We start from the raw sequence: 19,169 nt of genomic DNA on the forward strand, positions 1-19,169 counted from the left end.
ACGATCCCCCGCGTCGCCCGGTCCGGGTGAAATCCCGCAGAACAGCCCCTGACGGGGCCCTTTGCAGGATGCGCTGATTATAGTTGGCTGAGAGCCAGTCAACGCAGGAGTAAGCATGTCCCCGCGCAGCCAATCGGTCAATGAGGAGTTGCGGCGACGTTCCCGCGAGCGGCTCCTGCAGGCCACAGTGGATCTTGTCAGCGAGCGCGGATACGAGGCGACGACCCTGGCGGACATCGCCGACCGGGCCGGATCTGCCCGTGGTCTCGTCTCGTACTACTTCCCGGGCAAGCGTCATCTGCTGCAGTCCGCCGTGCACCGGCTCATGCACAGCACGCTCACCGCCGCCGTCGAGCGCGCGCCGCGCACCGGGGACGGGCGGGAGCTGCTGGCACGGGCCATCGATGCGATCCTGGGGCTGGCCACCGATCACCCCGTACTGATGCGCACCCATATGGCCGGGATCCTGCAGGAGCAGGGGTTCGTGCAGTGCCCGGAGCAGCAGCGGCTCGCCCAGGTCCTGCACTCGACCATGGAACGGTACGGATCGCCCGATCCCGACGCCGACTATCCGCTGCTGCGCGCCCTGCTCATGGGCGCCGTCTTCGCCCAGCTGCTGCCCGGGGCCCCGATGCCACCCGCGCGGCTGCGGGCCGAGCTGTTCCAGCGGTACGGGCTCGACTGGGACCTCGGAGTGCCGCCGGACAGCGAGCCGCCCGGCGACACGCGCCATGGCTTCGCCGGGGATTCCTAGAAACGGTCCGGCCGCCCCCTTGCCGGGTCGGCCGGGAGCCATCTCAACTCCCCCGAATCCAAAGCCGGTTCAGGAACGCCGTGCCGCTTCCGCGTCGGCCGCCGCCAGGATCGCGTCCAGCAGACCGGGGAAGAGCGCACCCAGATCGTCTTCGCGCAGCACACTCATCTTCGCGGTGCCCCGGTAGATCTGCCGGATCACACCACACTCCCGCAGCACCCGGAAGTGGTGCGTGCTCGTCGACTTGGTCACCGGGAGCGCGAACCGCGAGCAGGCCAATTCCCCTGCGTCAGCCGCGAGTTCGCGGACAATGCGCATCCGCATCGGGTCGGCCAGCGCATGGAGCACCCCCTCCAGACAGATCTCGTCGCGCCCCGGATGGGCAAGGGCGCGGTTGCTCGCTGCAACTGTCACGACGACTCCACCTCATGGTTCCACTTCACCGACCCGGGCGATCGGCGCCGGGGCGATCAGGATCAGGATCAGCGACGAGCGGACCCGGTGACCCATTGTACGAGATCTCTCGTAGTTTGACACTCACCGTACTACGACGAGTATCGTACGAGCAGTCCCGACGCCGTTGTGAGTGGAGCCTGTCGTGAGCGCCTTGTTCGAGCCGTACACCCTGCGGTCGCTGACCGTCCCGAACCGCGTATGGATGCCCCCCATGTGCCAGTACTCGGCGGACAGTTCGGGGCCCGGCACCGGTGTCGCCAACGACTGGCACTTCTCGCACTACGCGGCCCGTGCCGCCGGTGGTACGGGCCTGGTCATCGTCGAGGCGACCGGCGTCAGCCCCGAGGCCCGCATCAGCCCGGCCGACCTCGGCATCTGGAACGACGCCCAGGTCGAGGCGTTCCGCCGGATCACCGGGTTCCTCAAGAGCCAGGGCACGGTCCCGGCAATCCAGCTGGCCCATGCCGGGCGCAAGGCGTCCGCCGACCGCCCCTGGAACGGCGGCGGTCCGGTGGGCCCGGACCAGGGCGGATGGCAGCCACTCGCACCCAGCGCGGTCCCCTTCGACGAGGGGCATCACGTACCGGAGGAGCTGACGACGGCTCAGATCAAGCAAATCGTCGGCCAGTTCGCGGATGCCGCCAGGCGGGCGCTGGATGCCGGATTCCAGGTCGTCGAGGTCCATGGCGCACATGGCTACCTGGTGGACGAGTTCCTGTCCCCGCACAGCAACCACCGCACCGACGAGTACGGCGGGTCCTTCGAGAACCGCACCCGTTTCGCCCTCGAAGTGGTCGACGCGGTACGGGCGGTGTGGCCGGACGAACTGCCGCTGTTCTTCCGGATCTCGGCCACCGACTGGCTGGACGAGGGCGGCTGGACGCCGGACGACACAGTGCGCCTCGCCCCCGTGCTCAAGGAGCACGGCGTGGACCTGCTGGACGTGTCGACCGGCGGCAACGCGACCCGGGTACGTATCCCGACCGGCCCCGGGTACCAGGTGCCGTTCGCCGCGCGCGTCAGGGCCGAGACCCCGCTGGCCGTCGCCGCGGTCGGCCTGATCACCGAGGTCGAACAGGCCGAGAAGATCCTGGCAAACGGCGAGGCCGACGCGGTGCTGCTCGGCCGGGAACTGCTCCGCAGCCCTTCCTGGGCCCGCCTCGCCGCCCGCGAGCTCGGCGACGAGGTGCACGTGCCGCAGCAGTACCACCGCTCCGCCTGACCTGACGAAGCAACCCTTGCCCGGTCGGACCAGGTGCCGGAGGGTGACCGCCGCTCGATTCGCGGCGGGTCACCTCCCAGCGCGGCCCGGCAGGTCCGTCGGGCGACCGGCAACACCGCGAGGGCGTTCTCGCCCCCTCGATGCCGCCGGCCTTCGACGCTGTCAGCTTTCGACGAGGACGACTTCGAGCGTGCGGGGACCATGAACACCCTCGACACGGTCGAGCTCGATGTCACTGGTCGCCGACGGACCGGAGATCCAGGTCGACGGACGCCCGGGATCCAAGCGCGGGAGTGCCTGCGGTACCGACGCCACCACCTGCTCCGGAGCCCGCACCACGCAGATGTGGTGGTCGGGGATGAGCGTGATGCGGCGGCGCCCCTGATCAGCACCTCCGTCCAGGACGATCGTGCCGGTCTCCGCGATCGCCACCGCGCAGCCGGTGACCACGCTGTCCACCGCGTCCAGTTCCTGCGCCGTCGCCGTCGGCGTGTCCTCGACCTTCCGGACACCGGTCGCTCCTGCCAGCCATTGCGGGGGAAGCCCTGCCGGTGCCAGGACGGTCCGTGAGCCGCGCTCGTCCAGCAGTCGCGCCAACAGGCCCGGAAGGCCGTCCGCCCGGGTGCGGTGGACGATCGCGCGGTAGTCGGCGAGGTTCTCGTGGAGGAGATCGAGGACGATCGCCGGATCATCGGCGGTATGCGTGCTCAGATAGTCACGCGAGATCTCAGGAGCCTGCGGAGCACCGGCAAGAGCAGTACGGACACGGGTGAGAATACGGTCACGGGACGTCATGCGCGGTTCTTCTTCCACCAGTCACGGAACGGTTCGGCCGGCAACTGCGGCAGGTCACGGCTCTGACCCCACTGCCGCCCACCAGGCCCCGGCAATTTCTTCGGATGCCCCTTCCGCGTCTTCGACGCCAACCGCTCCCCCGCACCCAGCGCTCCGGGATGGTTCAACACCCAGCCGGCCGCCTTCATCGCTGCCTTCTCCAGCCGATGCCCCTTGCCCCCCTGCTCCACGACCCGCTCCCGCAGATGCACCAGCACCTCCGGAATGTCGATCGCCACCGGACACACCTCGTAACACGCACCGCACAACGACGAAGCGAACGGCAGCGAGGCGTCGACCTCACTCCGGATCCCCCGCAGCTGAGGACTCAGAATCGCTCCGATCGGCCCCGGGTACACCGAGCCGTACGCATGACCGCCCGCCCGCTCATACACCGGACAGACATTCAGGCACGCCGAACACCGGATGCACCGCAACGCCTGACGCCCCACCTCGTCCCCCAGCGTCGCCGTGCGCCCGTTGTCCAGCAACACCAGATGGAACGCCTCCGGACCGTCCCCGTCCGTCACCCCCGTCCACATCGACGTGTACGGATTCATCCGCTCCGCCGTCGACGAACGTGGCAGCGTCTGCAGAAACACCTCCAGATCCCGCCACGACGGCACCACCTTCTCGATCCCCACCACCGAGATCAATGTCTCCGGCAGTGTCAGGCACATCCGCCCGTTGCCCTCCGACTCCACCACCACCAACGTCCCCGTCTCCGCGACCATGAAGTTCGCCCCGGAGATCCCCACCTTCGCCCGCAGGAACTTCTCCCGCAGATGAACCCGCGCCGCCTCGGCCAACTCCGCGGGCGAATCCGTCAGACCCTCCGGTGCCGGACGCCCCCACTCACTCATCGTCCGCACGAAGATCTCCCGGATCTCCTCCCGATTCCGGTGAATCGCCGGAACGAGAATGTGCGAGGGCCGGTCCTCGCCCAACTGCACGATCAACTCGGCCAGATCCGTCTCGAACGCAGCGATCCCCGCCGCCTCCAACGCCTCGTTCAGGCCGATCTCCTGCGTCGCCATCGACTTGACCTTGACGACCTCACGCTCACCGGTCGCCCGCACCAGATCCACCACGATCCGGTTCGCCTCATCGGCATCGGACGCCCAGTGCACCACCCCGCCGGCCGCCGTCACCGCGGCCTCCAACTCCACCAAATACCCGTCCAGACCACGCAGCGTCCGGTCCTTGATCTCCTTTCCCGCCTCCCGCAACGCACCCCAGTCCGCCAGCTCCCCGACCGCGACAGCCCGCTTGTCACGAATCGTGTGCGTCGCCCGGCGGAGATTCCCCCGCAGCCTCTCGTCGGTCACCGCCACCCCGGCGGCCACCGGGAACGACGGCATCCCCACAAACGTCCCGCTCATACCCAAGGCTCCTCTTCGGTCGACGCAAGAATTTCCGCGAGATGCAGGGGGCGCACCTCGGAACCCTGGCGTGACAGTGTCCCGCCGATGTGCATCAGGCAGGAGTTGTCGACGGTGCAGACCGCGGCGGCTCCGGTCCCGGTGATCGCACGGACCTTGTCCTCACCCATCGCCGAGGAGACCGCGGCGTTCTTCACCGCGAACGTCCCACCGAAACCACAGCATTCCTCCGCCCCCGGCAACTCCCGCAGCTCCAGCCCCCGCACCGCCTCCAGCAGCCGCCTCGGCCGGTCGCCCAGGCCCAGCATCCGCAGTCCATGACAGGTCGGGTGGTAAGTGACGCTGTGCGGGAAGTACGCACCGACATCCGTCACCCCCAGCACATCCACCAGGAACTCGGTGAGTTCATAGGTCTTCGGTACGGAGCGGGCCGCAGCAGTGGCGAGGCCGCTGCCGCGCCCCTCCGCCGCCGCCTTCCTGCCGATCCGCGGATAGTTGTCGCGCACCATCGCCGCGCACGAGCCGGACGGGGTGACCACGTAGTCGTAGTCGGCGAAGGCCATGTCGTACCGCCGGACCAGCGGCTCGGTCTCACGACGGTAGCCGGTGTTGTACTGCGGCTGCCCGCAGCACGTCTGCGCGGCCGGGAAGGCGACCTCCACCCCCAGCCGTTCCAGAAGTGTCACCACGGCACGGCCGGTTCGTGGGTACAGCGCATCGTTCACACAGGTCACGAAGAGTGCTACCCGCACAGTTCCTTCTCGGGGTCACGCACGGCCGGAGCCGCGGCAGGGGGTCGGGCGACGGTCGGTACGGAGGTGGGCACGTCGTCCTTGCGCCAACGCTCCGCCTACTCCGGGGCGCACCGCGGGGACTGACGTCGCGGAGTCGTCCATGCCATCTCCAGAGCGTTCGGATGTTTCCTATAGGAAGCACAGGACCTCCGGAGGGTAGCCCTGTCGACCGGTCGCGCGTCAACCCTTCTCGCTCGATTTTCTGGGTACGGAGGAGACTTCTGCAGGTGGGGGGTTCTCCCTGTTCCGCTTTTCCTATAGGTTCCATCCGAGTGACATCCGATCTATTGAGGAGGCTGCCGTATGCAGCTCATGCGACTGGGAGAGCTGGGCAGCGAACGCCCCGCCGTGCGGGAAGCCGGCGTGCTCTACGACCTCGGCCCGCTGACCGCCGATATCGACGGACGCTTCCTCGCCGACGGTGGCATCTCCCGGGTGCGGGAAGCTCTGCGGGCGGGTTCACTCGCCGAGTTCCCCGAGGGTGAACAGCTGCGCGTCGGTGCCCCGGTGGCCCGGCCGTCCGCTGTCGTCTGCATAGGACAGAACTACGCGGCGCACGCGGCCGAGTCGGGCAGCGAACCGCCCACCGCGCCGATCATCTTCTTCAAGCACCCCAACACCGTGGTCGGCCCGTACGACGACGTCCTGATCCCGCCCGGCGCGAAGACCGTGGACTGGGAGGTCGAACTCGCCGTCGTCATCGGCCGTACCGCCCGCTACCTCGACTCCGCGGAGGCCGCAGCTGCGTGTGTCGCGGGCTACGCGGTCTCGCACGACGTGTCGGAACGGACGTACCAGCTCGACGAATCGGGCGGCCAGTGGTCGAAGGGGAAGTCCAGCGAGACCTTCAACCCCCTGGGCCCGTGGCTGGTACCGGCCGAGGACCTCCCCCAGGGCCCGCAGGCGCTGAATCTGCGCAGCCGTGTCAACGGCGAGCCCCGGCAGGACTCCAGCACCGCGGACATGATCTTCGGGGTCCACGAGCTCGTACGCCACCTCAGTCACTACCTGGTGCTGGAGCCCGGCGACGTCATCAACACCGGCACCCCGCAGGGCGTCGCGCTCTCCGGCCGCTTCCCGTACCTCTCGGCGGGCGACGTGGTCGAGCTCGACATCGAAGGGCTGGGATCGCAGCGCCAGACGATGCGGGACGCGGTGACGGCCTGATGCAGCGGATCGCGCAGGTGATCAGGGTGCGCCCGGAGAAGCTGGCGGAGTACCGCGAGCTGCACCGGGCGGTCCCGGAGGCCGTGCTCGCCCGGCTGCGGGCGAGTCACATCGCCAACTACTCGATCCACCTGCTCGGTGACCGGCTCTTCAGTTACTTCGAGTACCACGGGGATGACCTGACGGCGGATCTCGCGGAGATCGCGCAGGACGAGGCGACCCGCGCGTGGTGGAAGCTGACAGACCCCTGCCAGGAGCGCGTCCCCGAGGCCGGGCCCGACGACTGGTGGGCTCCGACGGAGCAGGTCTTCCTCATGGAGTAGCCGCTCGCTCCGGTGCGCGCGGCGGAGACCCGGGCTCGCACGGTACAAGTCCTATAGGATGCGGGGACGGTCCCGGCTCACGCTGCGGGGCCGTCCCCGAGGGACCAGAGGAGGCCGGATGCTGTCGGACGCGGAAGCCCCGGAGCCGCCGCGCCAGGTCCTGGCCGACAGCGTCTACGAAGCCGTCCAGACCATGGTCATGGACCACCAGATCAAACCGGGCGCTCGCGTCGGCATCGAGGCCCTCGCCCGTACGCTCCAGGTCTCCCCGACCCCGGTACGCGAAGCGCTGGCCCGGCTGGAGGCGGACGGGCTGGTCACCAAGCGCTCACTCGCGGGCTACCGGGCCACCGAACTGCTCAGCCCGCAGGGCCTGGAGGAGCTGTTCGAGATGCGGCTGCTGCTGGAGCCGAGGGCCGCGGCGCTGGCCGCGGCGAACGCGGACGACGAACAGCTGGACTGCATCGAGAGCCTGGTGGAGGAGATGCGGGACCGCCCGGGTTCCGGTGAACGGTACGCCGTCTACCGCGAGTTCGCCGCGGGCGACCAGCGCTTCCACGACGCGATCGCCCGCGCCGCGGGCCGTCCCCTGCTGGCGGACGCGGTGATGCGGCTCCACTCCCATCTGCACATCTTCCGCCTGAGCAGCATCCCCGGGGCCGCCGCCCTGACCCTCGCCGAGCACGACCGCATCCTGCGCGCCGTGCTGCGCCGCAGTCCCGAGCGGGCCGCGGAGGCGATGACGGAGCATCTGCAGCACAGCATCCAACGTCAGCGCAGCCGTCAGCAGAGTCGGCGCTGACGCCGGCGAGCGCCCGGTCCCGGGGACTCGCGCCCGGACCGGTCACCCTCTTTTCGTGGAGTCCCTGTTCGTGGACTCCACGTTCATGGAGTCCCTGTTCATGGAGTCCCTGTTCATAGAGTCCCTGTTCATAGAGTCCCGGGGCGCGCCGTGCCAGGTGTTCCAGAGCGCGGCGTACGCCCCGTCGTCGGCCACGAGCTGGTCGTGTGTGCCGAGTTCGGCCAGCGCGCCGTCCGCCATGACAGCGACGCGGTCCGCGTCGTGCGCGGTGTGCAGGCGGTGCGCGATGGCGATGACCGTACGGCCTTCGAGGACGGCGGCCAGCGCGCGCTCGGTGTGCCGTGCCGTCGTCGGGTCGAGGAGGGCGGTCGCCTCGTCGAGTATCAGGGTGTGCGGGTCCGCCAGCACGACGCGGGCCAGGGCGAGTTGCTGGGCCTGGGCTCCGTCGAGCTGCTGCCCGCCCGCGCCCAGTTCGGTGGACAGCCCGTCGGGGAGGTCCGCCACCCAGTCGGCGCCCACCGCGGCGAGCGCCGCGGTCAGTTCGTCGTCGGTCGCGGAGACCGCGGCGACCAGCAGGTTGTCCCGTACCGTGCCGAGGAAGACATGGTGTTCCTGGGTGACCAGGACGACCTGGCGGCGCAGTTGCTCGGGACCCAGGTCGGCCAGCGGCAGTCCACCGACCGTGACCGTGCCGGTGTGCGGGGCGTCGACACCGGCGAGGAGCCTGCCGAGGGTGGATTTCCCCGCTCCCGACGGTCCGACGACGGCCAGCCGTTCGCCGGGCCGCACCGTCAGGTCGACCCCGTGCAGGACATCGGGCCCGCTCTCGTAGGCGTAGCGGACGCCTGCCATCTCGATACGGTCGTCCGCGGGCGCACCCGTGGGCGCGGGAACGGCGACGGACGGAGCCTGGGCCAGCCCCTCCACCCTGGCGAACGCGGCTCCACTGCTCTGCAGCTGTTCCATCCACTGGAGGACGACGTCCAGCGGTGCGGCGAGCTGGCGGAGGTAGACCGCGGAGGCGACGACCGCGCCCAGTGTCACCACCCCCCGGTCGTGCAGGACACCGCCGAAGAGCAGGACAGCGATCACCGGCAGTACGTGTGAGACGTCCACCGACGGGAACAGCACGCTGCGCAGCTGCAGGGTCCGCAGGCGGGTGCGCCGCCAGTTGTCGATCGCCTCGTCACAGGATTCGATGCGCCGTTGTTCCAGGCCGAGCGCCTCGACCGTGCGGGCGCCGGACGCGGTGGCGGTGAGTACTTCGGTGACGGCCGAGTAGGCGGCGCCCTCGGCGAGGTAGGCGGTCCGTGCCCGGCGCAGGTACCAGCGCCCCGCACACCAGATGCCCACCAGGCCGATCAGTCCGCAGCAGCCGAGCAGCGGGTTGACGGCGAAGACTGCGCCGAGGATGAACAGGGCCTGGACGAGGGCGGTGAAGACGTCCGGGGCGGCGTCCCGCAGGGTCGTGCCCACGTTGGCGACGTCCACGGTCCCGCGGACCGTGAGATCGCCGGTGCCCGCGCGTTCCACGACCGTGACGGGCAGGGCGAGCGCACGGTCGACGAACTGCTCGCGGACCCGCGCCGATGTCCGCTCGCCGAAGCGGTACGCGAAGTGGCCCGCGTAGCGCGTGAGCAGCAGCTCCGCCAGGGAGAAGAGCAGGATGGCGAGGGCGAGCCGGTCGACGGTGGAGACCCCGCCGCCCGCGCCGACCCGGTCGATGATGCGGCCGAGCAGCCACGGCCCGGCGAGACCGGCCGCAGCGGCCAGGGCGTTGAGCACGATGACCGCGGTGAAGGCCCGTGCGTCCTGGCGGATCAGCTGACCGGCCGCCCTGCGGACCGAGCGCTTCCCGGCGACCGGAAGCAGTCGGCCGGTCATCGGACGGCCGCCTTCGGCTCCGGCCCGTGGGTGTCCGTACCTCGCGCACCGTCCATGCCCTCGCCCTCTCCGTCCTCCGTGGTGCCCTCCTCTTCGGGGGCCTCCTCGCCCGTACTTTCGGGGGCCTCCTCGCCCGTACTGCGGACGACCAGGGCCCGGTAGCCGGGCTCGTCGCGCAGCAGCTCGAAATGGCCGCCGACGGCGGCCGTCACCCCGTCGACCAGGTAGTAGACGGTGTCCGCCCTTTCCAGCAGCAGGGGCGACGTGGTGGTGACCAGCGTCGTACCGCCGGCACGTGCCGCCTTGAGCCGGGCCGCGACGGCGGCCTCGGTGTGTGCGTCGACCGCCGATGTGGGCTCGGCGGCAAGCAGCACTTCGGGATCGGCCAGCAGGGCCCTGACCAGCCGGATCCTCTGGCGCTGGCCGCCCGAGAGGTTGCGGCCCTGCGCGTCGAGCGGTGTGGCGAGTCCGTCGGGCAGCCCGTTGACGATGTCCTGGGCCACCGCCGTGTGCAGTGCGTGGGTGATCGCGTCGTCGTCCCGGTCCGTCTTGCCCTCGACGGCCTGCCGGAGGGTGGCCGCGAACAGGTCGGACTCGTTGTCGGCGACCAGGATCCGCGCACGCACCTGGGCGAGCGGTACCGCGTCGAGCCGTACGTCGCCCCAGGTGGCGTCCGATCCGGTGAACCGGCCGAGGCGGTCGATCACTTCGGCGCTCTCGGCGGGGCGCGCGCCGACCAGCGCGGTCAGCAGACCCGGCGCCACCTCGACCCCCGACACCGGATCGCGCAGTACGGAGGGCCGGCTCGGTGCGTCCACGGGGGACGGGCCTGTTACCCCTCCGGGTTCCAGGTTCAGGAATCGCACCACGCGCCGGGCGGCCACCAGCCCCCGGCTGATTCCGTAGCCACCCTCGATGAAGTAAGCCACCGGTACCACGAGGACCGCCACGTAGCCGTACACGGCCACCAGTTGCCCGGCCGTGATGGTCCCCTCGACGGCCAGCCGGGCCGCCAGCCAGGTGACGGCGGCAAGGAACAGCGCGGGGAGTCCCACCGCGAGGGCCTGGATCCAGCTGGTCACCGCGCCGACCCGGTAGCCCTCCGCGCGGAGTGCCTGTGAGCCGCGCCGGTACCGGTCGGCGTACAGCCCTTTTCCGCCGAGGCCGCCGAGGACCCGCAGCCCGCCCACCAGGTCGGCGAGGCGGGCCGCGAGCTCTCCCTGCCGCTCGCGGTAGGTGGTCTCGACGCCCTGGAGGCGTCCGAGCAGGGGGCCGACCAGCACCGCAAGCACCGGCACACCGAGCAGCAGCACGATCATGATCAGCGGGGACACGGTGAACAGCAGCCCTGCCACCACGCAGTAGGCGACGACCGCTCCGATGCCCGGACCGGTGACCGTGAGGGTCTCGCTGATCCGTGCCACGTCGCTGCCGCCGATGGTGGCGACCTCGCCGGCCGTGACCCGGCGCGGCAGAACCGCGCCGAGCCGGGTCGAGTGCCGGACCACGACCTGGACGGTACGGAAGGCCGCGTCCATCCGGACCTTGGTCATCGTGCGGTGCCGCATGATGCTGAGCCAGGCGTTCAGCACGCCGACGCCCAGCAGTGCGGCGGCCCAGCCGAGCAGCGCACCGGAATGTCCGGGCTGGAGTCCGTCGTCGATCGCCCGTTGGAGCAGATAGGGCGGCAAGGTGAGACCGACCGTCGCCGTAGTGCCCAGGAGGGCGCCTGTCGCGATCCTGCGGGGCTGGCTGGTGATCAGCCACCACAGGTACCGCCCGGCGCTCCGACTGTCCGGGGTTCCCGGATTCCGCTGCGTCGCTGCCATGATCATGACCCTACTGGGGGCCTCAACTGCCCTACGAGGACGGGTCGGTGCGGCACGGCACCGGGGCGGATCCGGCTTCCGGCACCGTCCGCCGGGGCGGGCGGGGCGGGTCACGGGTCACAGGACGGACCGCTCCCGGAGGTCACTGTCAGTGGCGGGAGGCACACTGACAGGTATCCGTGACAAGGACGTCCTGGAGGTATTGATCATGACCGAGGTACTCCTGACCGTAGGCACGCGCAAGGGCCTCTTCATCGGCCGCAGAACCGGTCCGGGAACCGGTCCGGGAACCGGTCCGGGAACCGGTCCGGGAAAGGCCGGATCCTGGGAGTTCGAAGGGCCGTACTTCAACTCGCAGGCCGTGTACTCGATCGCCATCGACACGCGCCGTGACACGCCGAGACTCCTGGTCGGCGGGGACAGCGCGCACTGGGGCCCGTCGGTGTTCCACTCGGACGACCTCGGGGCGAGCTGGAGCGAGGCGAAGAAGCCGGCGGTCACGTTCCCGAAGGACACCGGGGCTTCGTTGGAGCGGGTGTGGCAGCTGCACCCGGCGGGCCCCGCAGCGCCCGATGTGGTCTACGCGGGGACGGAACCGGCCGCGCTGTTCCGGTCGGAGGACCGGGGCGAGACGTTCGAGCTGGTGCGCCCCCTGTGGGAGCACCCGACCCGGTCGAAATGGGTACCCGGCGGCGGGGGCGAGGCGGTGCACACGGTCGTCACCGACCGGCGGAGCGCCGACGCGGTGACTGTCGCGGTCTCCACGGCCGGGGTGTTCCGCTCCCTGGACGGCGGTGCGGACTGGGAGCCGTCCAACAAGGGGGTGTCGGCGGTCTTCCTGCCGGATCCCGACCCGGAGTTCGGTCAGTGCGTCCACAAGATCGCGCAGGACGCCGGGGACCCGGACCGGCTGTATCTGCAGAACCACTGGGGCGTCTACCGCAGCGACGATGCGGGCGCCAGCTGGAAGGACATCGGCGCGGGCCTGCCGTCCACCTTCGGCTTCGCGGTCGCCGCCCATCCGCACCGCGCGGACACGGCGTACGTCTTCCCCATCACCGCCGACTCGGACCGGGTCCCCGCGGACCACAAGTGCCGTGTCTACCGGACGAGCGACGCGGGATCGAGCTGGGAGGCGCTGTCCGCCGGGCTGCCCCGGGAGGAGCACTACGGCACGGTGCTGCGCGACGCGCTCACCACGGACGACGCGGATCCGGCCGGGGTCTACTTCGGCAACCGCAACGGCGAGGTGTACGCCAGTGCGGACGACGGCGACAGCTGGCAGCAGCTCGCCTCGCACCTGCCCGACGTGCTCTGCGTCAGGGCGGCGGTGATCGGCTGACCGTACCCGGCACCGTCCCGGTGCGCCGCACCAGTAGAGTGACGCCCCGTGGCAGCACGACCGTTGAATGAAATTGTCGAGGCGGGGTGGGCGCAGGCGCTCGCACCCGCAGCCGAGCGGATCACGGCGATGGGCGGCTTCCTGCGCGCCGAGATCGCCGCAGGACGCACCTACCTCCCGGCGGGGGCGAACGTGCTGCGCGCGTTCCAGCAGCCGTTCGACGAGGTACGCGTCCTGATCGTCGGCCAGGATCCCTATCCGACACCGGGTCATGCCGTGGGGCTGAGCTTCTCGGTGGCACCGGAGGTACGGCCGGTGCCCGGCAGCCTGGACAACATCTTCCGCGAACTGCACGCGGATCTGGGCCTGCCGCGTCCCTCCACGGGCGATCTGACTCCGTGGGCGGCACAGGGCGTACTGCTGCTCAACAGGGCGCTGACGACGGCGCCCCGCACACCGGCCGCGCATCGCGGCAAGGGCTGGGAGGAAGTGACCGAACAGGCCATCCGGGCGCTCGTGGCGCGGGGGAAGCCGCTGGTCTCGGTGCTGTGGGGGCGTGACGCCCGTAACCTGCGGCCCCTGCTGGGCGACCTGCCGGCGGTCGAGTCCGCGCACCCCTCACCCATGTCGGCGGACCGCGGATTCTTCGGTTCGCGCCCGTTCAGCCGGACGAACGAACTGCTGATCCGCCAGGGCGCGCAGCCCGTCGACTGGCGGTTGCCGTGACCTGGGTGCTGGGGGTGGATTCCGGCGGTTCCGGGCTGCGGGTCGCACTCGCCGAGGCATCGGAGCACGGCAGCACCGCGCCGGTCGCCGCCCGAGAGCCACTCGCCTCGCGTGAGCCCGTACGGACCGGCGCTTCCGGGATCGAATCAGCGCACCTGCTCGGCCAGTTGCTGCCGATGGCCCGTGAACTGCTCGGCCGCGCCGGGGGTGTCGAGGTGTCGGCCGTGGCGATCGGCGCCGCCGGGATGGCGACGCTCGGTGATGACCTGCGCGCCGAACTGCCGGCCGCGCTGGAGAGTTCGCTCGGCGTCCGGCGCCTGGCCCTGGCCGCCGACGCGGTGACGGCCTATGCCGGGGCGCTGGGACAGCGGCCCGGTGCGGTGGTCGCGGCAGGCACCGGGATGATCGCGCTGGGTACCGATCTCACCGACTGGCGCAGGGCCGACGGGTGGGGCCATCTGCTCGGCGACTGCGGCGGCGGAGCCTGGATCGGCCGGGCGGGGCTGGAAGCGGCGATGCGTGCGTACGACGGACGGCGCGGCGGCTCCACGGCACTGCTGGAGCGGGCCGAGGCGGTGTTCGGTCCGGCAGCCGGTCTGCCCGGCCGGCTCTACCCCCGCTCGGACCGGCCCGCGGTCCTCGCGTCGTTCGCCCCGGAGGTGGCTCGGTGCGCCGGGGACGGTGATCCGGTGGCGCGCACGATTCTGCGGAACGCGGCCCGGCAGATCGTCGAGGCCGCCGCCGCGGTCTGCCCGCCGGAGTCGGACGGAGCCTGCGAAGTCGCCCTCACCGGTGGCCTGTTCAAGATGGGGAATGCCCTTCTCACACCCACGGGTGAAGAGTTCGCCGGGCAGTTGCCGTACACGCGGCCCGTGCCCGCGGTCGGGGACCCGTTGGCGGGGGCCCTGCTCATCGCTTCCGCACTCGCCACGGAAAGTCTGCGACTGCCGCACCACCCAAAGCTCTTGCGCGTGGTGGCGGAACAGGATACGGGATCCGGTTGACCTGCAACGGATAAATGGGGACAGACGTCGCACGAAAGCACCCTCCCCGAACGGTCCGGCCTGCAAAGCCAGTAGCATGCGGCGCCATGAGCTCCCCCAATGGGCCCGCATCCGGCCTGCCCGTACGAATGCCGCGACCTCGCCAGACGGGACGGCACCGCCGCCCGGAACCCGCGGTGGCCCCTGAGGGCGCGCCCGCGCTGGTTCTCGCTGTTCCCGGCACGCCTTCCGCCGCTGTGCGCGGTCTGGCGGAAGAAGTCATCTCCATCGCCCGTTCCGAGCTGCCCGGCCTGGACGCCCGGATCGGTTACCTGGACGGCGCCGACGACGAGTTCCCCGCCCTGGAGACCGTCCTCTCCCACACCGCGACGGAGCGCGTGGCGCGCTACGAGCAGGCGAAGGCGGTCGGCCGTGAGGTCGCCGAGCCCACCGGCCCGACCGCCGTCGTGGTGCCCCTGCTGGCGGGTCCGGACGCGGCCACCGAGCGGCGCATACGGCAGGCCGTCATGGACAGCACCACGTCGGCGGAGCTGACCGAGGTGCTCGGCCCGCACCCGCTGCTCGCGGAGGGGCTGCACGTCCGCCTGTCGGAGGCCGGGCTGTCCCGCGCCGACCGGGCCAGGCTGTTCACGGTCGCCACCGCGGCCGACGGCATCATCCTGGCGACGGTCGGCGGCGAGGAGGCCGTGCAGGCCGCCGGGATCACCGGGATGCTGCTGGCCGCCCGGCTGGCCGTACCGGTGATGGCCGCCGCGCTGGACGTCGACGGTTCCATCACGTCGGTCGCCGAGCAGCTGCGTGGCTCGGGCTCGCTCCAGCTCGCGCTCGCGCCGTACCTGATCGGCCCCGAGGTGACGGAGGAGTTGCTGGACAGCGCCGCCAAGGAGGCGGGCTGCGCCGCTGCCGAGGCCCTCGGCGCCTACCCGGCGGTCGGCAAGCTGGTTCTCTCGAAGTACACGGCCGCGCTGGGCATCACCCCGCAGCAGCCGTCCCAGGGGGCTCCGGTCGGCTGACCGCGCGGGCCTCGTGATGCGCGTGTGAAGGGGCTCGCACCGGCGTTCCGGTGCGAGCCCCTTCACGCGGAGGCGGTCCACCGGCCCCGCAGTCGTCAGCCCGTCAGCCCGTCAGGCAAAGACCACGCACGAGGCGGCAGCCACCGCGACGGCCCCCGCGCGGCCGGGGATGCCCGTCGCGGCGTCGATGTCGAACCAGGTGACGTCCCCGGAGCGCTCGTTGGCCGCGTACAACCGCTGCCCCGAGGGGTCCAGGGCGAGATCGCGCGGCCACCGGCCGCCGCAGCCCACCGTGGTGATCAGAACGGGCTTCTCCCCGCTCTCGTCGAGCGCGAGGACCGAGATGCTGTCGTGTCCCCGGTTCGCCGCCCAGACGAACCGCCCGTCCGCCGCGACGACGACCGCGGAGGCATAGGTCTCCCCCTCCGTGCCCTCGGGCAGCAGCGCCGTCTCACCGACCGGCTCGAGCGTGCCGGTTCCGGCGTCCCAGCGGCAGACCGTGAGCGTCGGCTCCAGTTCGTTGACTACGTACGCGTGGGTGCCCGCGGGGTGGAAGGCCAGGTGGCGCGGTCCGCTCCCCGGCCGCAACGCGGTCTCCCCGTGCAGCCGCAGCGTGCCGGTCGCCGCGTCGAGTGCGCAGATCCGTACGGAGTCGGTGCCGAGGTCGACGCTCAGCACCCAGCGTCCGGAGGGGTCCTGCTTCACCTGGTGGGCGTGCGCGCTCTCCTGGCGCTCCGGGTGCGGACCGCTGCCCTCGTGGTGCAGTACCGACGACAGCGCGTCCAGGCCGCCGTCCTGGGCGCGGACGGGCAGCACGCTGACGCTTCCCGAGCTGTAGTTGGCCGTGACGAGACGGCCGCCCGTGAGGGCGAGATGGGTGGGGTCCGCACCGTCCACCCGCACCGCGGTCCCGATCAGCCGGGGCTGGGCGCCGGTCACGTCGAAGGCCGCCGCCGCGCCGTCGGGCGTCTCGGAGACCGCGTAGAGGACCGTGCCGTCCGGGGACGGGGCGAGGAACGAGGGGTTCGGCACGGCATCGGTCGCCCCCAGGACGGTCAGAGCCCCCGTCTCCGGGTCCAGGGAGGCGGCGACGAGGCCCGGCCCCCCACCCGACGTGAACGACCCTATGAATGCCCGCCCGGCGCCTGTCGTGCCCACGGTGCGACCCCTCTCCGCTGGTGCCCGGCCAGTACCTGGCCGGTGTCGGGGCAGACGCTAGCAGGGGGTCTAGACCTTTTTCCGACCGGCACCGGAGCAGATGCAGCTCCGCCCCGGCTGGTCGACGACCGGCCGGGGCGGAGCTGTTACGGGATCAGGAACCTCAGCCCAGGCTGGCGATGGCCTGGTTGAAGGTCGCCGACGGGCGCATGACGGCCGAGGCCTTGGCGGCGTCGGGCTGGTAGTAGCTGCCGATGTCGACGGGCGAACCCTGCACCGCGATCAGCTCGTCGACGATGGTCTGCTCCTGCTCGCCCAGCGTCTTGGCGAGCGCGGCGAACGCCTCCGCGAGCTGCGCGTCGTCGGTCTGCGCAGCCAGCTCCTGGGCCCAGTACAGCGCCAGGTAGAAGTGGCTGCCGCGGTTGTCGATGCCGCCCAGCTTGCGGCTCGGCGACTTGTCCTCGTTGAGGAACGTGCCGGTCGCGCGGTCGAGGGTGTCGGCGAGCACCTGTGCGCGCGCGTTGCCCGTCGTCTGAGCGAGGTGCTCGAAGCTGACCGCGAGGGCGAGGAACTCGCCCAGGCTGTCCCAGCGGAGGTAGTTCTCCTTGATGAGCTGCTGGACGTGCTTCGGCGCGGAGCCGCCGGCGCCGGTCTCGAACAGCCCGCCGCCGTTCATGAGCGGGACGACCGAGAGCATCTTCGCGCTCGTGCCCAGCTCAAGGATCGGGAACAGGTCGGTCAGGTAGTCACGCAGCACATTGCCGGTGACCGAGATGGTGTCCTCGCCGCGGCGGATGCGCTCCAGCGAGAACGCGATCGCGTCCTCCGGCGTCATGATCTCGATCTGCAGGCCGGTGGTGTCGTGCTCCGGGAGGTACGCCTTGACCTTCGCGATCAGGCTGGCGTCGTGCGCCCGGCTCTCGTCGAGCCAGAACACGGCCGGGACACCGGTCGCGCGGGCGCGGGTGACGGCGAGCTTGACCCAGTCCTGGATCGGCAGGTCCTTGGTCTGGCACATGCGCCAGATGTCACCGGCGCTCACCGCGTGCTCCAGCACGGCGTTGCCCTGACCGTCGACGACCCGCACCGTACCCGTGGTGGGGATCTCGAAGGTCTTGTCGTGGCTGCCGTACTCCTCGGCCTTCTGCGCCATCAGGCCGACGTTCGGGACGGAGCCCATCGTCGACGGGTCGTAGGCACCGTGCGCACGGCAGTCGTCGATGACGACCTGGTAGATACCGGCGTAGCTGCTGTCCGGGATGGTCGCGAGGGTGTCGGCCTCCTGGCCGTCCGGGCCCCACATGTGACCGGAGGTGCGGATCATCGCCGGCATGGAGGCGTCGACGATGACATCGCTCGGTACGTGCAGGTTGGTGATGCCGCGGTCGGAGTCGACCATCGCCAGCGCGGGGCCCTCGGCGAGCTCGGCCTCGAAGGACGCCTGGATCTTCGCGCCGTCGGACAGCGAGTCCAGGCCCTTGAGGATGCCGCCGAGACCGTCGTTCGGGGTCAGTCCGGCCGCCGCGAGCGCGGCACCGTGCTCGGCGAACGTCTTCGGGAAGAAGGCGCGCACCACGTGACCGAAGATGATCGGGTCGGAGACCTTCATCATCGTGGCCTTGAGGTGGACCGAGAACAGCACGCCCTCGGCCTTGGCGCGGGCGATCTGCGCCGTGAAGAACTCACGGAGCGCGGCGACCCGCATCACCGAGGCGTCGATGACCTCGCCGGCCAGTACGGGCACCGACTCGCGCAGCACGGTGGTGCTGCCGTCGTCGCCCGCCAGCTCGATGCGGAGCGTGCCGGCTTCGGCGATGACCACGGACTTCTCGGTGGAGCGGAAGTCGTCGGCGTCCATGTGGGCGACGTTCGTCTTCGACTCGGCGGTCCAGGCACCCATGCGGTGCGGGTGCGCCTTCGCGTAGTTCTTGACCGAGGCGGGGGCCCGGCGGTCGGAGTTGCCCTCGCGCAGAACCGGGTTGACCGCGCTGCCCTTGACCTTGTCGTACCGGGCGCGGACGTCCTTGTCCTCGTCGGACTTCGGGTCGTCCGGGTAGTCCGGCAGCGCGTAGCCCTGCGCCTGCAGCTCGGCGATCGCGGCCTTCAGCTGCGGAATCGACGCCGAGATGTTCGGCAGCTTGATGATGTTCGCGCCGGGCGTCCTGGCCAGCTCACCGAGCTCGGCGAGTGCGTCGTCGACACGCAGGTTCTCGTCGAGACGGTCGGGAAAACTGGCGATGATGCGCCCTGCCAGGGAGATGTCACGGCTCTCCACCGTGACACCCGCCGTGGAGGCGTACGCCTGGATCACGGGCAAGAACGAATACGTCGCCAGGGCCGGGGCTTCGTCGGTATGTGTATAGATGATGGTCGAGTCAGTCACCGGGTGCTCCGCTCCACGTCTGCAACATTGCTTGACATCAAGATATCTCCTGAGCGGCCCCCTCTCGACAGGGCCCCGCGTCACCTGAGGCCGAAA

The 19,169-nt window shown here is 70.8% G+C and carries 17 protein-coding genes; 9 read left to right on the top strand and 8 right to left on the bottom strand.

The window, feature by feature from the left end:
- Nucleotides 1-115 precede the first annotated feature (115 nt).
- Nucleotides 116-754: a TetR/AcrR family transcriptional regulator gene (locus OG709_RS03625; protein WP_329164789.1), complete on the top strand. Its 639-nt coding sequence runs from the start codon at nt 116-118 to the stop codon at nt 752-754.
- Between the two features lie 69 nt (nt 755-823).
- Here the strand turns inward: OG709_RS03625 and OG709_RS03630 are convergent, their stop codons facing one another.
- Nucleotides 824-1,168, bottom strand: coding sequence for an ArsR/SmtB family transcription factor (locus tag OG709_RS03630; RefSeq protein ID WP_250300581.1), 345 nt, complete (start codon nt 1,166-1,168; stop codon nt 824-826).
- Nucleotides 1,169-1,352: 184 nt separating this feature from the next.
- On the opposite strand from OG709_RS03630, the gene OG709_RS03635 reads away from it, so the two are divergent.
- Complete coding sequence (locus OG709_RS03635; protein WP_329164791.1) at nt 1,353-2,432, top strand: NADH:flavin oxidoreductase/NADH oxidase; 1,080 nt, start codon at nt 1,353-1,355, stop codon at nt 2,430-2,432.
- Nucleotides 2,433-2,594: 162 nt separating this feature from the next.
- On the opposite strand, the gene OG709_RS03640 is transcribed toward OG709_RS03635, so the two are convergent.
- From OG709_RS03640 to OG709_RS03650, 3 genes are read right to left on the bottom strand one after another with little or no spacing between them, the layout of a single operon-like run.
- Nucleotides 2,595-3,227, bottom strand: coding sequence for a LutC/YkgG family protein (locus tag OG709_RS03640; protein ID WP_329164793.1), 633 nt, complete (start codon nt 3,225-3,227; stop codon nt 2,595-2,597).
- On the bottom strand, nt 3,224-4,648 hold the full coding sequence (locus OG709_RS03645; RefSeq protein WP_266644275.1) for a LutB/LldF family L-lactate oxidation iron-sulfur protein: 1,425 nt from the start codon (nt 4,646-4,648) through the stop codon (nt 3,224-3,226). The genes OG709_RS03640 and OG709_RS03645 overlap by 4 nt, the downstream gene beginning before the upstream one ends.
- Nucleotides 4,645-5,400: a (Fe-S)-binding protein gene (locus OG709_RS03650; RefSeq protein ID WP_266644274.1), complete on the bottom strand. Its 756-nt coding sequence runs from the start codon at nt 5,398-5,400 to the stop codon at nt 4,645-4,647. Before OG709_RS03650 ends, OG709_RS03645 begins: the two co-directional genes overlap by 4 nt.
- A gap of 345 nt (nt 5,401-5,745) precedes the next feature.
- On the opposite strand from OG709_RS03650, the gene OG709_RS03655 reads away from it, so the two are divergent.
- From OG709_RS03655 to OG709_RS03665, 3 genes are all read left to right on the top strand, one after another.
- A complete protein-coding gene (locus OG709_RS03655) occupies nt 5,746-6,609 on the top strand; it encodes a fumarylacetoacetate hydrolase family protein (RefSeq protein WP_250300587.1) in 864 nt (287 codons plus the stop codon).
- Nucleotides 6,609-6,932: an L-rhamnose mutarotase gene (locus OG709_RS03660; RefSeq protein ID WP_250300588.1), complete on the top strand. Its 324-nt coding sequence runs from the start codon at nt 6,609-6,611 to the stop codon at nt 6,930-6,932. The genes OG709_RS03655 and OG709_RS03660 overlap by 1 nt, the downstream gene beginning before the upstream one ends.
- A gap of 118 nt (nt 6,933-7,050) precedes the next feature.
- A complete protein-coding gene (locus OG709_RS03665) occupies nt 7,051-7,734 on the top strand; it encodes a GntR family transcriptional regulator (RefSeq protein ID WP_250300589.1) in 684 nt (227 codons plus the stop codon).
- Nucleotides 7,735-7,776: 42 nt separating this feature from the next.
- Here OG709_RS03665 and OG709_RS03670 read toward each other — a convergent pair whose 3' ends face one another.
- Together OG709_RS03670 and OG709_RS03675 are read right to left on the bottom strand one after the other, a co-directional pair.
- Nucleotides 7,777-9,618: an ABC transporter ATP-binding protein gene (locus tag OG709_RS03670; protein WP_329164794.1), complete on the bottom strand. Its 1,842-nt coding sequence runs from the start codon at nt 9,616-9,618 to the stop codon at nt 7,777-7,779.
- A complete protein-coding gene (locus tag OG709_RS03675) occupies nt 9,615-11,447 on the bottom strand; it encodes an ABC transporter ATP-binding protein (RefSeq protein ID WP_329164796.1) in 1,833 nt (610 codons plus the stop codon). Before OG709_RS03675 ends, OG709_RS03670 begins: the two co-directional genes overlap by 4 nt.
- Nucleotides 11,448-11,655: 208 nt before the next feature.
- Here OG709_RS03675 and OG709_RS03680 point away from each other — a divergent pair, with 208 nt between their 5' ends.
- The 4 genes from OG709_RS03680 to OG709_RS03695 all read left to right on the top strand — a co-directional run bounded on the left by OG709_RS03680 (nt 11,656) and on the right by OG709_RS03695 (nt 15,532).
- The gene (locus OG709_RS03680) at nt 11,656-12,789 is read left to right on the top strand and encodes a WD40/YVTN/BNR-like repeat-containing protein (protein ID WP_329164797.1); all 1,134 of its coding nucleotides are present in this window, start codon (nt 11,656-11,658) and stop codon (nt 12,787-12,789) included.
- Nucleotides 12,790-12,837: 48 nt separating this feature from the next.
- Nucleotides 12,838-13,515 carry a uracil-DNA glycosylase gene (locus OG709_RS03685; protein ID WP_250300593.1) on the top strand — a complete coding sequence of 226 codons (678 nt, stop codon included), beginning with the start codon at nt 12,838-12,840 and terminating at the stop codon, nt 13,513-13,515.
- Entirely contained in the window at nt 13,512-14,519 is a 1,008-nt protein-coding gene (locus tag OG709_RS03690) for an N-acetylglucosamine kinase (protein WP_266644266.1), read from the top strand. The genes OG709_RS03685 and OG709_RS03690 overlap by 4 nt, the downstream gene beginning before the upstream one ends.
- Nucleotides 14,520-14,605: 86 nt before the next feature.
- Complete coding sequence (locus OG709_RS03695) at nt 14,606-15,532, top strand: sirohydrochlorin chelatase (protein WP_250300595.1); 927 nt, start codon at nt 14,606-14,608, stop codon at nt 15,530-15,532.
- Between the two features lie 111 nt (nt 15,533-15,643).
- Here OG709_RS03695 and OG709_RS03700 read toward each other — a convergent pair whose 3' ends face one another.
- On the bottom strand, nt 15,644-16,690 hold the full coding sequence (locus OG709_RS03700) for a lactonase family protein (protein ID WP_250300596.1): 1,047 nt from the start codon (nt 16,688-16,690) through the stop codon (nt 15,644-15,646).
- 163 nt (nt 16,691-16,853) lie between these two features.
- Entirely contained in the window at nt 16,854-19,073 is a 2,220-nt protein-coding gene (locus OG709_RS03705; protein ID WP_266644263.1) for an NADP-dependent isocitrate dehydrogenase, read from the bottom strand.
- Between the last annotated feature and the right edge of the window lie 96 nt (nt 19,074-19,169).

The sequence above is a fragment of the Streptomyces sp. NBC_01267 genome (assembly GCF_036241575.1).
GTDB lineage: Bacteria > Actinomycetota > Actinomycetes > Streptomycetales > Streptomycetaceae > Streptomyces.

Coding starts and splice junctions, on each gene's coding strand:
- OG709_RS03625 (WP_329164789.1), top strand. CDS start 116: ATGTCCCCGCGCAGCCAATCGGTCAATGAGGAGTTGCGGCGACGTTCC.
- OG709_RS03640 (WP_329164793.1), bottom strand. CDS start 3,227: ATGACGTCCCGTGACCGTATTCTCACCCGTGTCCGTACTGCTCTTGCC.
- OG709_RS03645 (WP_266644275.1), bottom strand. CDS start 4,648: ATGAGCGGGACGTTTGTGGGGATGCCGTCGTTCCCGGTGGCCGCCGGG.
- OG709_RS03655 (WP_250300587.1), top strand. CDS start 5,746: ATGCAGCTCATGCGACTGGGAGAGCTGGGCAGCGAACGCCCCGCCGTG.
- OG709_RS03660 (WP_250300588.1), top strand. CDS start 6,609: ATGCAGCGGATCGCGCAGGTGATCAGGGTGCGCCCGGAGAAGCTGGCG.
- OG709_RS03665 (WP_250300589.1), top strand. CDS start 7,051: ATGCTGTCGGACGCGGAAGCCCCGGAGCCGCCGCGCCAGGTCCTGGCC.
- OG709_RS03670 (WP_329164794.1), bottom strand. CDS start 9,618: ATGACCGGCCGACTGCTTCCGGTCGCCGGGAAGCGCTCGGTCCGCAGG.
- OG709_RS03675 (WP_329164796.1), bottom strand. CDS start 11,447: ATGGCAGCGACGCAGCGGAATCCGGGAACCCCGGACAGTCGGAGCGCC.
- OG709_RS03680 (WP_329164797.1), top strand. CDS start 11,656: ATGACCGAGGTACTCCTGACCGTAGGCACGCGCAAGGGCCTCTTCATC.
- OG709_RS03695 (WP_250300595.1), top strand. CDS start 14,606: ATGAGCTCCCCCAATGGGCCCGCATCCGGCCTGCCCGTACGAATGCCG.